The organism is Nitrospirota bacterium (assembly GCA_030645475.1).
Classification (GTDB): Bacteria; Nitrospirota; Nitrospiria; order Nitrospirales; family Nitrospiraceae; genus Palsa-1315.
On sequence record JAUSMA010000058.1, the window covers coordinates 33,811 to 46,933 of the forward strand.

Below are 13,123 nucleotides of genomic sequence, written 5' to 3' on the forward strand. Positions count from 1 at the left end.
AGAATTCATGATGGGTCAACGGGAGAGGATCCTGATTGCGTAAACTTCCGGCAGTCTGCTAAGGTGACGCCGATAGAGTTCCTTCGCGACCATCACCGGACACATACCTCACATGGTTTGGGACCCCAAAGATCCTTGGAGCAAGAAGAGTGACCCGCTTGAGGATGCCCTCAAACAGGCCCAATCGCAATTCAAGAATCTGATGCCCTCGAGCGGCTTCAGAAACGTCGCCCTCGCCGCCTTGGTCGTCTTCCTCGCCTGGCAAAGTGCGTTTATCATCGCCCCTGATGAGGAGGGCGTCGTGAAGCGGTTCGGCGTCCCAGTCAGGACAGTGGGCCCCGGCCCCCATGGGAAAATTCCTCTGATCGAAACGGTCCTGCAGCCAAAAGTCGAAAAACTTCATCGGATCGAGGTGGGATTCCGCACGGATCGGCAAGGCCGTCAGCAAATGCTGGCGCAAGAAGCCTTGATGCTCACCGGCGATATGAACATCCTGGCCATCGAGTTCATCGTGCAATACAAGATTAAAGAATCTGAGAACTACCTCTTCAGCGTCGCGGAAATCCATGAGACGATCGGCAAAGCTGCCGAAGCCTCCATGCGTGAAGTGGTCGGCAAGAGCAAGATCGACGAGGCCTTGACGACCGGCAAAGCCCAGATCCAACAAGATACCTTGGTCCTTCTCCAATCGATTCTCGACCAATATCACGGTGGCGTCCAGATCGCCGCCATCCAGCTTCAAGATGTCGATCCTCCCGAAGCCGTGGCCGCTGCATTCAAGGACGTGACGAATGCGAAAGAAGATCGGGAGAAACTGATCAACCAGTCCCAGAGCTATCGCAACGACATTCTTCCCAAAGCCAAGGGCGAAGCTGCACAGGTGGTGAACCAGGCCAAGGGCTATGCCCAGGCTCGACTCAATCGTGCGCAGGGTGAAGCCAACCGTTTCACGGCCACCTTGAAGGAATATAACCAGGCCAAAGACATCATCAGCAAGCGGCTCTATATTGAAACGATGGAAGAGATTCTCCCGAATATCGAGAAAGTCATCATTGATGGCAAGGGCGGCGATCGTGTGCTGCCCTACCTTCCACTCGAACGGCTCAAAGCCAAATCCGGTGCCGCCGCTGAGGAGCAGAAACCATGACCAAGCAGGGATTCATCATTGCACTCCTGGTGGTCGTCGTCGGACTATTTATCCTGGGAGCCTCACCGCTCTTCATCGTGGACATCACCCAGAACGCGATTGTGGTCGAACTGGGAAAACCCAAGCGTAATCTCACAGAGCCGGGCCTCTATGTGAAAGTACCGTTTATTCAAGAGGTCACGTACTTCGATAAGCGCTTGCTGGATTACGACTCGGACCCCCAAGATGTGATCACGCAAGACAAGAAGACCCTCCTGCTTGACAACTATGCCAAATGGCGAATTGTTGACCCGTTAAAAGTTTACCAGAACTTTCAAAGCCAACGGGGAGCCTACCAACGGCTGCACGACATTATTTACTCGGAACTCCGGGTCGAACTCGGACGCCATGATCTTCTGGAAATCGTCGCGACCGGTCGTCATGACCTCATGAAGATCGTGACCCAACGCTCAAATGAGAAGGCATCCGCCTATGGGATCGAGATTCAGGATGTGAGAATCAAACGCGCCGATCTTCCTGAGCAGAACGAAAAGGCTGTATTCGCCAGAATGCAGGCTGAACGAGAACGGCAAGCGAAGCAATACCGTGCAGAAGGCGCTGAGGAAGCGCAAAAGATTCGGTCTGAAGCAGAGAAAGACCGTGAGATCATTCTCGCACAGGCCTATAAAGAATCTGAAGAGCTTCGAGGCGCAGGAGATGCTAAGGCCTTCAAGGTCTACGCGGACGCCTACAGACAGGATCCGAAATTTTTCGAGTTTACCCGTTCGATGGAAGCCTACAAGAAAGCCTTCAAAGATAAGTCGACCCTGGTGGTGAGTCCAGATTCAGAGTTCTTCAGATTTCTCAAGCAGCGCTAGGATTCAGGACAGCCCCACAACCTCGCCCGTGGCGGGATCGAATCCAATCCGTTCCCCTGCCGGCTTCTTCGGCAATCCCGGCATCAGTTGAATGCCGGAACAGACCGCCGTAAGAAACCCGGCCCCTGCAAGTAGTCGGACCTCCTTGACCGGCAGCGTAAACCCCGACGGGCGCCCCTTCAACGCCGGATCGTGCGACAGCGATAACGGCGTCTTCGCCATACAGATCGGTAGCTGATCCAATCCAAGCCGCTCGGCCATCTCAATGTCTCGTTCGGCTGTTGCCTCAAACGACACATCAGAGGCTCCATACATCTGCGTAGCAATGGCCTGAATCTTCTTCTTGATCGGCCACGCAACCTCATAGAGATGCTTGAATGTAGAGCCTTCCTCTGTGGCCCTAGCCACCGCCTCTGCTAATGCCTCAGCCCCTTTCCCACCATCGGCCCAATGAGTTGAGACTGCTGCATCCACCGCACCAACCTCTCGGGATCGCTCTCGAACCCACTCCAGCTCCGCCACCGGATCGTCGCTGAAGGCATTGACCGCCACCACCACAGGGATTCCATGAGCTTTTACGTTCGCAATGTGCTGTTCCAAGTTTGCAAAGCCTTTGACCAAGGCCTCTTGATTGGGCCCGGTCAGCCCGACCGGAAGCCGTGCCCCAACCTTAACCGCTCCGCCGCCCCCGTGGAGTTTGAGTGCGCGGAGCGTCGCCACGACCACGGCTGCTGCAGGCTTGAATCCGGAGAGACGGCACTTGATGTTGAAAAACTTTTCCGCACCAAGATCGCTACCGAATCCAGCCTCTGTGACGACATAATCCGCACAACGTAGCGCGATGGCATCGGAAAGAATCGAACAATTTCCATGGGCGATATTGCCGAAGGGACCCGTATGCACAAATGCCGGCGTTCCCTCCAGCGTTTGAACCAAATTCGGCAGCAATGCTTCTCTCAGCAAAACGGCCATAGACCCGGCACAGCCGAACTCTTCTGCCCGCACTGGCTTCCCATCAGTTGTAAACCCCACAATGATCTGCCCGAGCCTCTGTCGTAAGTCTGCCTGGCTCGATGCTAACGCGAGCATCGCCATGACTTCAGAGGCTTCTGTGATCACAAACTGTCCTGTATGACCCGCCGCCCCCTCCCCCAGTGAGATCTGCCGGAGCGCGCGATCACTCACTCCTAACGTCCGAGGCCAGGTGATCCGATTCTGGTCCACATGAAGCGCATTCCCATGAAACAGATGATTATCAATAAATGCCGACAAAAGATTGTGGCTGGCAGAGACCGCGTGGGCATCGCCGGTCAAATGGAGGTTGATCTCTTCCATCGGAAGGACTTGCGCACGCCCTCCCCCTGTTCCTCCCCCTTTGATCCCGAACACCGGCCCCAATGACGGCTGCCGAAGCGTGACGGCAGTTCGATGGCCGAGGCGCGACAGGCCCATGGCAAGCCCAATGGACGTGGTCGTCTTGCCTTCACCGAGCGGGGTCGGGTTGATGGCGGTCACGAGTACATACTTGCCTAGTCGCGCTGATTTGAGGCGAGTCAGTACATCGAGCGAAACTTTCGCCTTTAGTTTTCCATAAGGGAATAGCTCGACGGCCTGGATTCCAAGCTGATCGGCAACATCCTGAATGGAACGCGCCTTCACCGATCGATTGATCTCAATATCTGTCATAGGTGGAGTGGCACCATGATGGTGACTACCGCCGCAATAGCGCGGCAGTATAACACAGGAGTTCAGTCAGCTCGGTGGGGGATCTTGAGGAGGGCTGAGTTTCGTCTGGCCTCGTCATGAGCCGAGTGGTTCATAGCGAGGCCCCTGATCGAAACGGAAAGACTAGCTAGTTATTCGAGGATATACCGAACCGGGTCAAGCGTCTGGCCATACACTTTGACCATATAGTGTAAGTGGGGCCCAGTAGCCAGTCCGGTGCTACCAACTAATCCAACGACTTCCCCACGTTTGACGCGCTGACCCTCTTTCACTAAAGCCTTAGCCATGTGACCGTAGAGAGTTTCAATACCGAATCCATGATCAATTTTTACGAGATTTCCCAGCTTCGGGTCGAACCCGACTGTTGTAACGCGGCCTTGAGCCGGAGCCTGAACTGGAGCATTCGCAGCAGCGCCAATATCCAATCCATCATGCCACGCAGGCTTTTCAGTGAATGGGGAAACCCTTGGTCCAAACCCAGACGTCACCCACCCCTTCACTGGCCAAATGGACGGAGTCGCTGCCCACCGAGAAGACTTCTGCTCGGCAGCCAAGGATAACTCTTGAAGGAACTGCTCCTGAGTCGTCGCTTCTTTCGATAACCAGTCAATGCCATTCTTGATTGAGGCGATCATCTCCTGCTCGGTGAGACCACTTGGGTCGACAGAATGGCTCGTTTGTCCAACGGGAGTATTCTGATCCGTTTCTACCAAACTTGGGCGCTGAGCACCCTCATCCCTCTTGAGATTCTTCTCAGCAGAAGACAGAACATTGCCATCTGGAATGGGGCCATCCTCACCACCTCGGCCATTTGCGACATCCCCTGTCTTTGGGGCCTCGATTCCCAACATAACACGAAGTCGCTGATTGACCTCTTTCATGCCCGTTAAGCGCTTCTTCAGATCATCGACGGCTCCAGAGAAAGCGGCTGTCTGCTCCCGTGCGCTCATCGCTTCTGCGCGGAACGCTGAGAGTTCCCAGACCTCACCAGTTCTGATCACGTAATGTGAAATGATCAGAATGTCGGCTAATAGGATAATTGCTCCAACAATCAATAACTTACTGACAAATTTGCGTGGAAAACTAAACCGAAGAGGCTTGGCTGTTGAGCCACGAAAAATTACGACGGTATAGGCATCGCTATTTTCAGTACCGTTTACTTGTCCCATAACCTTCACCCCCTGCTGAATGGGCTCTCCCCAGCTGTCCAAGATAGTCCTCGGCGAGTGTACCTATCCAGGCTGCTTCGGTCAACCCCTCACATTAACTATGACAAAATACTCAATATTAACAATTAGATATGAGTCTCTCCCCGCACCCAACTCATATATTGATCGAGGCCTGCCCTGATCTCCAACGCCACGATCTCAGGAGTTTCATAACTATGCATCGCCTTAATCGCCTTCTCGAGTGCCTGGTACCGAAGCTCTGTGGATTTCAGCATCAGGAGCGTTTCCCTTGATTTGACAACTTTTCCGTTCCACCGATAGATCGACTTGATACTGGGGATGACATTCGCACAGACAGCCAGCCTGGCACTCACCATTTTCTCCCCGATCCTTACCGCTTCTTTCTGACTTGCCGTTGTGACCAAAACAATGAGGACCTTTGTTGGGACCTTTTTCATAAGGGGACGTGACCCTGGCAAGATACCCTTCTCCTCCCTCTCCAACTATATCTCCTTCACTACTGATGGCCTGATAACGCAATTTCTGGACCTGCCTTCTAGGCAAATACTTACTTTTACAGCTTTATCAATATGTTGCGTTACTCAATCGTACAAATCATAATATTCACCCCCCTCAAATCGTGTCGTCTAGACCACATAAAGACGACAAAATGACAAAAGTGTACAGTTACTTATCATCCTTGTTCAAAGACCATCGGGTTACCGCCCCACTAACGATCCAAGCAGTACCCATAAAAACCGAATACCTTGATCATTGACAGCCTTTTCACCCCTCACATATGATGCCCGCAATTAGGAGGCTACTCAATGGGCTTTGCCATTTCCCCAAAAGAACTAAAAGCAAGACTTGATAAGGGCGACAAGCTAGTACTGGTCGATGTGCGGGAGGACTGGGAATATTCCCTTGCAAAGATTGAGGGCTCAACCCTCATTCCTCTTGGAACACTTCCTCAATCGCTGGCTCAGTTGAACCGTGACTCGGAGATCATCGCCATCTGCCACCATGGGATGAGAAGCGCCGATGCGACAAACTTTCTACTCCAACAAGGGTTCAGTACTGTAAAGAATCTAGTGGGTGGAATCGATGCCTGGTCGACCCAGGTGGATGGAACCGTTCCTCGATACTAGCTCTGGAGACGATGCGTTTGGCGCTAATTAAGCCTGAACGGCCCAGCTGTTGCTAGCCCATACGCTCACGGAAATATTCGACAGTACGCTTGAGCCCTTCGCTGAGTTCGGCTCTCGGCTCCCAAGACAATTCCTGACGGAGCTTAGTGGAATCAATGACGCTCCGTGCCTGCTCGCCCTTTCTGGCTGGCCCATGAACTTCCTTACAGGTTGAATTCGTATGCGTGATGAGAAGCCTCAACAAATCGTTGATTGACGTTTCTTGCCCTGTGCCAACATTATACGTTCCTTGTATTTCCTGACTCATCACCGCGAGATTTGCCTCAACAACATCTTCAACATAGACGAAGTCTCTCGTTTGCCGTCCATTTCCATAAATAATCGCTTGCTCGTTGTTCAGCAACTTCTGAATAAAGATCGCAACCACCCCAGCCTCTCCATCAGGATCCTGACGAGGGCCATAGACATTCGCGTAGCGCAAGTTCACCACTTGAAGCCCGCTCACCCGTTGGTAGTATGAGAGGTACTGCTCCCCGCACAACTTACTGATGCCGTAGGGCGATAGCGGCCGCGTGACGTGGGACTCAGAAGCAGGGTAGATCTCCTGTTCGCCGTAGATCGCTCCACCCGAAGAAGAGAATACCACCTTCCGCACACCGTGCCTGACTGCTTGCTGCAATACGTTCAGCATTCCAAGAATATTCACCTGGGCATCGAAGACCGGATCTTCCACAGATTTCCTGACGTCCATCTGTGCCGCAAGATGCATGACGATATGGGGCCGCTCGTTGCGAAACACCCGCTCAAGTCGCCAGCTCTGGATATCCATCTTACAGAAGCGAGCGGCACGATTGAGGTTTTTCCGCTTTCCTGTGGATAGATTGTCCACCACCACCACTTCATGTCCTTCCTGGACAAGGCGATCGACCACATGGGAACCAATAAAGCCGGCACCTCCCGTCACGAGTACCTTCATGCATGCCCCCATCGCCAATGAATCGTCGTCATCCTCGCCCCTCCACAGTCCCCGTCATGCTGCGATCGCCCATACTAAACCCGACAAGAATCTCCCGATTCCCTTTTCGCCCTATCACAGGAGAATCGAGTACGCCTTTCAACTGAAGCCCCAACTGCGTCGCACAAGCAATGACTTTTTCAGTCACTGCCTCGCGTTGTGCATCATCCCGCACGATTCCGCCTCGCCCTACCTGCCCCTTGCCAACTTCAAACTGTGGCTTGACTAACGCGACAACCGCCGCGGATCTATTGAGGAGGCGCACAACGGCGGGCAAGACTAAGGTCAGCGATATAAAGGATACATCGATGACCGCCAGATCGATCGGCTCAGGAACCACGGCACGGTCAACATACCGAATATTAGTCCGTTCGAGCAAGACAACACGAGAATCTTGACGAAGCTTCCACTCGAACTGCCCATACCCCACATCGATGGCGTAAATACGGGTCGCGCCTCGCTGCAATAAACAATCGGTGAACCCGCCGGTCGAACAGCCGACGTCCATACCAACCGCCCCGAGTGGATCTATGTGAAACGCGTCAAGAGCCGCGGCTAATTTATCGCCTGATCGACTGACGAATAACGCAGGCTGCACAACCTCAATCCGCGCATCCAGCGGTACCAGCTTCGCAGGCTTATCCACCATGATCCCATCAACCGAGACTCCGCCTGCCAAGACCGCTCGAGCCGCGGCTTCACGGCTCGACACCAAGCCCTGCACCAGCAACACACGGTCCAACCGTTCTTTGTGAATACGAGGGGTGGTCGCCATAGTCACTTACGGAAGCAATACGACGGAATGGAGGCGGATAGAGGAGCCCCTACCAGGGAACTTAGGAAGACGGCTCATCGGTTTCGTCGTCTGGGGAGAAGGCGTGGATTCGTTTTCTGCCGTTCTTATCTTGCACGAGCACTTCTACTTTATGCTCGGCTTCTTCCAGAACCTTGAGGCAATTCTTGGAGAGGCGAATGCCCTCTTCGAAGATCCTGAGCGATTCGTCCAAGGGAAGATCGCTTTTCTCCAACTCGCCGACAATGGCTTCCAACCGCGCCATTGCCTGTTCAAACTTTACCGCTGCCACAGTACGCCTCGTTATTCATTCACAGATGTAGAGAGCCATTATACTCGACCACCTTGCAATTTCAAACTGCGGAATCGTCGAACACCCGCGTGACCTTGCAACTCAGCCGCCCGCTTGCCAATTGAGCCTCCAACTCCTCGCCAACCGCGACGTCGTTCGCTCGATGGAGAATCTTCCCAGCCGGCACAGTCTGAAGGATGCTGTACCCGCGACCAAGGACTGCCAATGGACTGAGCGTATGGAGCTGCGCCAGCAGCGCATGGACGCGATGACGATGTTGCGTCAAGACCACTCCCATCTGCCCCTCTAAGCGCTGTGAAAACTGCGGGACGGTTGCCAACCCTTGCTTGATCGCGAGAATAGGATTGAGACCGGATAGATCACGCTGTGCTACATGCACCCGCTCCCGCCCTACCGTGAGCAAGCGCTGGAGCATCTCGCGTAACCGATCCACCATATCGTCTGTCCGTTGCGCCGCTGCCTGGAGACGGAAACGGACATCCGTCACCCCCCGAATGCCGGCATCGAGCCGCTGCCGCTCAAACGCGCAATGCCGGAGCATCATCTGTCCCATACGGACGGTCAGCTCTCGTAATCGCTCCACGATCTCCGCCAAGACCGGAACGACCGCCTCGGCCGCCGCCGACGGCGTCGGCGCACGGAGGTCGGCCACGAAGTCAGACAACGTCACATCGATTTCATGCCCGACCGCCGACACTACTGGTACATGAGAAACCGCAATGGCACGCACAACGATCTCTTCGTTGAAACTCCAGAGATCCTCCATCGACCCTCCGCCACGCCCGACAATGATGACGTCCACAGAGCCCCATTCGTTCAACGCAGCAAGCGCCTCGGCGACTTGACGTCCGGCACTCTCCCCCTGAACTTGAACTGGCGCGATCAGAATCTGGATCGTCGGCCAGCGGCGACAAAGCACGGCCAGAATATCCCGTATGGCTGCGCCAGTTAGCGAGGTGATGACACCCACTGTCCGTGGAAACACCGGAAGAGGCTTCTTTCTGTCCTGATCGAACAACCCCTCTTCAGCCAATCGTTCTTTCAACTGTTCAAAGGCCAGCTGTAACGCGCCGACTCCCTTCGGCTCCACCGTATCGAGAACAATCTGATATTCTCCACGCAGTTCGTACACCGTGAGCCGCCCCCGCACAATCACCTGCATCCCCTCCTGCAAGGCGAAACGCAGCCGCACCGCGCTGGACCGAAACAGCACCGCGCGAATTTGGCTCGTCTTGTCCTTGAGTGTGCAATAGACATGTCCCGATCCGGGAGCACGAAGGTTGGAGAGTTCGCCTTCCAGCCAGATGTCAGAGAATTGTTCTTCGATGGAGGTGCGGAGTAGTCCCGTCAACTCCGAAACCGTAAAGACCTGTTTCGGAGGAGTAGGCTGAGAGAAGAGATCAGGGAAACCGGGAGAGCTCGTGGTGAGACTCCTTTAATCGATGATGCGAATGCGTTCGATCGAGAGGGCCTTCCCGAGGCGCGCATCAAGCTCGATCAGAACCGCACAAAAAACGGAGGGTCCTGAGGCCACTTCGAAGCGCCGCGGCATCCCAGTCAGAAACTTTTCGATCGCCAATTCTTTCTTTACCCCAATCACGGAATGGAGAGGGCCGGTCATGCCGATGTCCGTCATATAGGCCGTCCCCTTCGGGAAAATCTGATCGTCAGCCGTTTGCACATGCGTATGGGTCCCGACCACGGCCACGACCTCGCCGTCCAGATAATGTCCCATCGCCATTTTTTCAGATGTGGCCTCTGCATGCATATCGACAATCACAGCAGCCACTCGCTTCTTCAATCCGGCCAGCTCTTTTTTTGCGACCTGAAACGGGCAATCCAACGTCGGCATATAGGCCCGACCCATCAGCTGCATGACGCCTAACTGCTCCCCACCGGCCGATTCGACCACCACACTGCCATACCCCGGCACACCGCTCGGATAATTGGCAGGCCGAAGCAGGCGCGGCTCACGGGGAAAATAGTCGAGAATTTCCTTCTTATCCCAGGCATGATTCCCGGTCGTGATGACCGCAAGGCCGAGCTCGAACAACTCTTCAGCCAAATCAGGCGTGATGCCAAATCCGGCGGCCGCGTTTTCACCATTACCAATAACAATGTCAATCTGCCGCTGAGCGACCAGTCTGGGAACGGCCCGGGCCACCGCACGGCGCCCGGGTTCTCCAAAGATATCGCCGATGAAGAGAACCTTCACTTCGCATACTCCACATACCGGCTCTCTCGAATGACCGTCACCCGAATTGTGCCTGGATAGGTCAACTCCTGCTCGATCTTCTTCGCCAGGTCCCGCGACAGCTGGAACGACTCGGCATCTGTAATATCTTCCTGTCGAACGATGACGCGAATCTCCCGGCCTGCCTGGATGGCATAGGCTTTCTGCACCCCTTTGATCGTCGTGGCAAGCGACTCCAACTTCTCCAACCGCTTCACGTAGGTCTCCAAGGCCTCACGTCTCGCCCCAGGTCTGGCGGCAGACAACGCTTCGGCTGCAGCCACCAAGACGGACTCGGGACAGATCGGCTCCACTTGTTCGTGGTGCCCTGCGATGGCATTGATAATCTTCTCACTCTCGCCATACTTCTTGGCGATCTCGGCGCCCAACATGGCATGGGGGCCCTCTTCTTCATGACTGACGGCTTTCCCGATATCGTGGAGCAGCGCCCCTCGTCTTGCCAACTTCACATCGAGCCCGAGCTCCGACGCCATGATGCCGCAGATATAAGCCGCTTCACGCGCATGGTAGAGATTGTTCTGTCCATAACTCGTCCGGTATTTGAGCCGACCAAGCACTTTGATCAACTCAGGATGAAAGTCAGAGAGGCCTAACTCAAAAATGATTTTCTCGGCCTCTTCATACATGAGCTTATCGATATCGACTTTGACCTTCTCAACGATCTCCTCGATCCGCGTCGGATGGATGCGCCCGTCATGCATGAGCCGTTCGAGCGACACCTTGGCGATCTCCCGACGCAACGGATCGAAACCGGAGATAATCACCGCTTCGGGGGTCTCATCGATGATTAAGTCGATTCCCGTCGCAGCTTCGATCGCACGAATATTGCGCCCTTCCCGTCCAATGATCCGCCCCTTCATCGCGTCGTTCGGGATCTGGACCACGGAAATCGTGGACTCGGACACGTAATCACGCACCACCCGTTGGATTGAGCAGGTAATGATCTCGCGTGCTTCCCGTTCCGCATTCTCCCGGGCCTCTTCTAAGATCCGCTTCGCAAGCCCAACAGCTTCCAGCCGAGCCTGACTTTCCATTTCATGAATGAGCTGCTTCTTCGCTTCGTCGGACGTCATTCCTGCGACACGTTCCAGTGCCTCACAATGTTCCTTCTCCGCTCGAGCACAAGCCGATTCTTTCACTGTCAGCTTTTCTTCCCGTTTCACCAGCTCCAGATCTCGTTTCTGCGTATCGCCTTCTCGCTTGTCGATCGCACTGATTCGTTTCTCGATGGTTTCATCGCGCTGAATCAAACGTTTTTCGACAACGGCGAGCTCGGCCATCTTGGCCTTCTGCTCTTTCTCGAGTTCCGATTTCGACTGCAGCAGAAGATCTTTCGCTTCCAGCTTGGCTTCTTTGACAATATTGTCCGCCTCCCGCTGGGCATTCTGCACAGACTGGCGGGCTTGCTCCTCTTCTTGCGCCTTCTTCGTAGCGCCAGAAGAACGACGAATCAGTTCGAAAAGCCCGATTCCGAGCAATCCTCCAACGAGTCCTGTCAACAGATAGGCAAAAATTGAAGTAGTAATTTGACTCACCCCCCTACAGTCCCGAGACGAGAAACACCCGGCTTCTCAGCCTCGTCTTGATACAAGGTTGGTCGACGGTTCTATCTTGATGTGGGGGCGCAGTGGAAGATTAGCTGAACGGAAGAGGATAGCCCAACACGCGGTCTACAGATTCACTCCGAGAACGGACTCCACGGGGATGAAGATCTTGATGGCTTGAGCGAACGAGTACGTCCCGTGCCGGACAGATTCCACGAGGTTCCGCTACGTCGCCATCCCCTCATCCGCTTGAGAGGATCGAGTGCGCGAACGGGAAGCAGCCGAAGACTCCCTCCATGCACCGCACTGCCAGACGGCAGCAGGAACTCCATGAATTTGCCCAACATTTCGAGGAGGCGATACATGAGGAGGACGAACCCTTGCACAGATTCTACTTGTCTCAATTTCACCAGCATCAAGAACCCACATCTATTCCGCGGCGACTGCATCATCTTCCCGGATCACTAAACCGGTTTGAGCGTGACCTGATTGTATCCCTACCGTCAACTCCACTACATCCCAACAGCACAATTCACGATATCAAAGGGGGTTACCCTTTGCAAGTTGAATCTAGCGAAAGAGCGAGGTTGGCACCTGCTCCTCGATTGATTCCATGAGCGACGTCATCCGCCGCTCGACATCCGCATCACCCTGCGCACGCTTCCGTTCAACTTCGAACAACTGATGGGCCAGGTTGATCGCCGTCAACACGGCGAGCTTCGACGGAGTCGTCGTATTCATTCCCTCCGCGAGACTACGCATCTGGCTATCGACAAAACTCGCGAGCCGCCGAATATACCCCTCGTCCGCCTCCCCGCGGATCGCAAACCGTTGGCCATAGATTTCCACGTCAATGGTCTTCGTCAAGGGCCACCTCCTTGCGTTCTTCAAAGCACTCCAACAACTCAACGTCGCCGAGGACTTTTTCGATGCGGGACTTGATATCGATACGCTCTTGCTCCCAGCGCCGATTCGAATCATCCTTCTCCGCAAGTCGCTGCCGAACAACCTTTAACTCTTCTTCAGCAGCCGCATTCTTCTTCTTCAATTCTTGGATCAGCTTCACAAGGTCTTTAATACGGTCTTCAAGCGCGTCCAATCGATCGAGTGCCATTCCCTCAGTCCCCTCCTTAAAAGTAGCCCCTACAGGTTGTGGCG

13 protein-coding genes and 1 pseudogene are annotated in these 13,123 nt (G+C 54.4%); 3 read left to right on the forward strand and 11 right to left on the reverse strand.

Annotated elements, in window-relative coordinates; all coding sequences use genetic code 11:
* The first annotated feature begins 112 nt into the window (after nucleotides 1-112).
* Both hflK and hflC read left to right on the forward strand, forming a co-directional pair.
* The gene (hflK, locus tag Q7U76_09990; GenBank protein MDO8356707.1) at nucleotides 113-1,147 is read left to right on the forward strand and encodes an FtsH protease activity modulator HflK; all 1,035 of its coding nucleotides are present in this window, start codon (nucleotides 113-115) and stop codon (nucleotides 1,145-1,147) included.
* Complete coding sequence (gene hflC, locus Q7U76_09995; protein MDO8356708.1) at nucleotides 1,144-2,004, forward strand: protease modulator HflC; 861 nt, start codon at nucleotides 1,144-1,146, stop codon at nucleotides 2,002-2,004. Before hflK ends, hflC begins: the two co-directional genes overlap by 4 nt.
* A gap of 3 nt (nucleotides 2,005-2,007) precedes the next feature.
* Here the strand turns inward: hflC and Q7U76_10000 are convergent, their stop codons facing one another.
* The 3 genes from Q7U76_10000 to cutA all read right to left on the reverse strand — a co-directional run bounded on the left by Q7U76_10000 (nucleotide 2,008) and on the right by cutA (nucleotide 5,356).
* Nucleotides 2,008-3,690, reverse strand: a complete 1,683-nt coding sequence (locus Q7U76_10000) for a formate--tetrahydrofolate ligase (protein ID MDO8356709.1) — start codon at nucleotides 3,688-3,690, stop codon at nucleotides 2,008-2,010.
* Nucleotides 3,691-3,860: 170 nt separating this feature from the next.
* Nucleotides 3,861-4,898 (reverse strand): M23 family metallopeptidase, encoded by a 1,038-nt coding sequence (locus Q7U76_10005; protein ID MDO8356710.1) that lies wholly within the window; start codon nucleotides 4,896-4,898, stop codon nucleotides 3,861-3,863.
* A 125-nt stretch (nucleotides 4,899-5,023) separates the two neighbouring features.
* Entirely contained in the window at nucleotides 5,024-5,356 is a 333-nt protein-coding gene (cutA, locus tag Q7U76_10010; protein MDO8356711.1) for a divalent-cation tolerance protein CutA, read from the reverse strand.
* Between the two features lie 369 nt (nucleotides 5,357-5,725).
* Between cutA and Q7U76_10015 the strand changes: the two genes are divergently transcribed.
* The gene (locus Q7U76_10015; GenBank protein ID MDO8356712.1) at nucleotides 5,726-6,046 is read left to right on the forward strand and encodes a rhodanese-like domain-containing protein; all 321 of its coding nucleotides are present in this window, start codon (nucleotides 5,726-5,728) and stop codon (nucleotides 6,044-6,046) included.
* A 52-nt stretch (nucleotides 6,047-6,098) separates the two neighbouring features.
* Here the strand turns inward: Q7U76_10015 and Q7U76_10020 are convergent, their stop codons facing one another.
* The 8 genes and pseudogenes from Q7U76_10020 to zapB all read right to left on the reverse strand — a co-directional run bounded on the left by Q7U76_10020 (nucleotide 6,099) and on the right by zapB (nucleotide 13,079).
* The gene (locus Q7U76_10020; GenBank protein MDO8356713.1) at nucleotides 6,099-7,022 is read right to left on the reverse strand and encodes an NAD-dependent epimerase/dehydratase family protein; all 924 of its coding nucleotides are present in this window, start codon (nucleotides 7,020-7,022) and stop codon (nucleotides 6,099-6,101) included.
* A gap of 28 nt (nucleotides 7,023-7,050) precedes the next feature.
* Nucleotides 7,051-7,836, reverse strand: coding sequence for a TlyA family RNA methyltransferase (locus Q7U76_10025; GenBank protein MDO8356714.1), 786 nt, complete (start codon nucleotides 7,834-7,836; stop codon nucleotides 7,051-7,053).
* Nucleotides 7,837-7,897: 61 nt separating this feature from the next.
* On the reverse strand, nucleotides 7,898-8,146 hold the full coding sequence (gene xseB, locus Q7U76_10030) for an exodeoxyribonuclease VII small subunit (protein MDO8356715.1): 249 nt from the start codon (nucleotides 8,144-8,146) through the stop codon (nucleotides 7,898-7,900).
* A 61-nt stretch (nucleotides 8,147-8,207) separates the two neighbouring features.
* Nucleotides 8,208-9,521 (reverse strand): annotated as a pseudogene (gene xseA, locus Q7U76_10035) (exodeoxyribonuclease VII large subunit).
* 81 nt (nucleotides 9,522-9,602) lie between these two features.
* A complete protein-coding gene (locus Q7U76_10040; protein MDO8356716.1) occupies nucleotides 9,603-10,382 on the reverse strand; it encodes a TIGR00282 family metallophosphoesterase in 780 nt (259 codons plus the stop codon).
* A complete protein-coding gene (rny, locus tag Q7U76_10045; protein ID MDO8356717.1) occupies nucleotides 10,379-11,956 on the reverse strand; it encodes a ribonuclease Y in 1,578 nt (525 codons plus the stop codon). The genes Q7U76_10040 and rny overlap by 4 nt, the downstream gene beginning before the upstream one ends.
* A 579-nt stretch (nucleotides 11,957-12,535) precedes the next feature.
* The gene (locus Q7U76_10050) at nucleotides 12,536-12,832 is read right to left on the reverse strand and encodes a cell division protein ZapA (protein ID MDO8356718.1); all 297 of its coding nucleotides are present in this window, start codon (nucleotides 12,830-12,832) and stop codon (nucleotides 12,536-12,538) included.
* Nucleotides 12,816-13,079, reverse strand: a complete 264-nt coding sequence (gene zapB / locus Q7U76_10055) for a cell division protein ZapB (protein MDO8356719.1) — start codon at nucleotides 13,077-13,079, stop codon at nucleotides 12,816-12,818. The genes Q7U76_10050 and zapB overlap by 17 nt, the downstream gene beginning before the upstream one ends.
* Between the last annotated feature and the right edge of the window lie 44 nt (nucleotides 13,080-13,123).